The organism is Pseudoalteromonas sp. SR45-5 (assembly GCF_014163565.1).
GTDB classification, from domain to species: Bacteria; Pseudomonadota; Gammaproteobacteria; order Enterobacterales; family Alteromonadaceae; genus Pseudoalteromonas; species Pseudoalteromonas distincta.
The window spans coordinates 1-1,488 of record NZ_JACJDN010000812.1 but is presented as its reverse complement, the minus strand read 5'-3'; the positions used below and the strand labels follow the sequence as shown (position 1 = coordinate 1,488).

The following is a 1,488-nucleotide window of genomic DNA, read 5'->3' as shown; positions in this document are numbered from 1 at the left end:
CAGCGCTTTAATAGTGTGTTTATAAATCACCTGATATGATTTAGCCATTGGCCACTTAATTTAAAAGGCAACACAATGAAAAAGTTAAATAAATTAGCATTACTTAGCACGTTAGCAGCCACCATTTTTGCAAGCCAAAGTGTGCTTGCTGCTATTACGCCAGTAGGCCTTTGGAAAACGATTGATGAGGATACAAACCAAGCTAAGTCGTATGTACGTATTACCCAAACCAACGGTGTATTAAGCGGCAAAGTTGAAACCATTCTTAACCCTGCAAAACAAAATGATATATGCAGTAAGTGTGATGATGAGCTAAAAGATCAGCCTATTTTAGGAATGACCATAATCACCGATGTAAAAGCACAAGATGATGGCGTATGGGGAGACGGTGAAATACTCGACCCAACAAATGGTAAAACCTACACCTTACAATTAACCCCGCAAGATGAAGGTAAAAAGCTCGAAGTGCGCGGTTACATTGGCTTTTTTTACCGAAACCAATATTGGCTAAGAGTTGAGTAAGTTTAACTACTTACTTAATTACTAAACGTTAAATAATTAAGCATTAACTGAAATCATTTTTGCGCTTTGCCTTTCTTACTCACTAAGCCTGCCATATTTAATTGGCATAAAATTTTGAGTAAATAAAAGGGTAAAATATGATTAAGTACATAGTTGCTTTAATAATGCTTAGCACACTGTTAATAAGCGGTGGGGCAAACGCAAAGGATGATGCGGTAAACACGGGCTGGTTTAATAACACGGCTATTAAAGGGTATGACAGTGTTGCTTATTTTACCCAAAATAAAGCCGTTAAAGGCAGCGACAAATATACGTTTAGTTATTTAGGTGCCGACTGGCATTTTTCGAGTGAAGAAAACAAAACGGCATTTGCAGAAAACCCAAAGCGTTATGCACCGCAATACGGTGGCTGGTGCGCTTATGCAATGGCTGATGAAGGTAACGCTGTAGGTATAGATCCAGAAGCATTTTACATTCACGAAGGTAAGCTTTACTTAAACTATAGCGAAAGCGTGCAGCAAAAATGGTTAAGTAATTTACTACCGTACATTGTTATGGCTGATGGATATTACCCACAAACGACCAATGTTATGACGTTTCAATAAATTACTCATATTATTAGGGTCTGTTGAACTTTGCGGATTAAAATTTGTTCAAACTAGGGGCTATTTAATCGCGGCGCGAGATTTGTAACCTAGTGGGCTAAGTAAAAACCGAGCAAAGCTTCCGCGTCCTGCTCACGCCCCTTACCTACATCCATGTAGGCAACAAAGAGTTGATCGCCCCTAGAAAGAACCCAGAGGGCAGTGCATGTTTGGCATTTATGCTGCGTTATCGCCCATTTATGGGGAATAACCACACTGCATAGGCTCTGTCTTGCCTAAATACCAAACAGACTGCTGCAAATTTAACCTTAAAAGATCAACAGACCCTAGTTAAAAAGCCCGCAACTAGTTTAGTTGCGGG

At 39.6% G+C, this 1,488-nt stretch carries 2 protein-coding genes; both read left to right on the top strand.

What is annotated here, in order from left to right:
- Positions 1-75 precede the first annotated feature (75 nt).
- The gene (locus H5072_RS19280) at positions 76-522 is read left to right on the top strand and encodes a DUF2147 domain-containing protein (RefSeq protein WP_182694486.1); all 447 of its coding nucleotides are present in this window, start codon (positions 76-78) and stop codon (positions 520-522) included.
- A gap of 137 nt (positions 523-659) precedes the next feature.
- Positions 660-1,127: a YHS domain-containing (seleno)protein gene (locus tag H5072_RS19275; RefSeq protein ID WP_182694485.1), complete on the top strand. Its 468-nt coding sequence runs from the start codon at positions 660-662 to the stop codon at positions 1,125-1,127.
- Positions 1,128-1,488: the final 361 nt, after the last annotated feature.

Coding starts and splice junctions, on each gene's coding strand:
- H5072_RS19280 (WP_182694486.1), top strand. CDS start 76: ATGAAAAAGTTAAATAAATTAGCATTACTTAGCACGTTAGCAGCCACC.
- H5072_RS19275 (WP_182694485.1), top strand. CDS start 660: ATGATTAAGTACATAGTTGCTTTAATAATGCTTAGCACACTGTTAATA.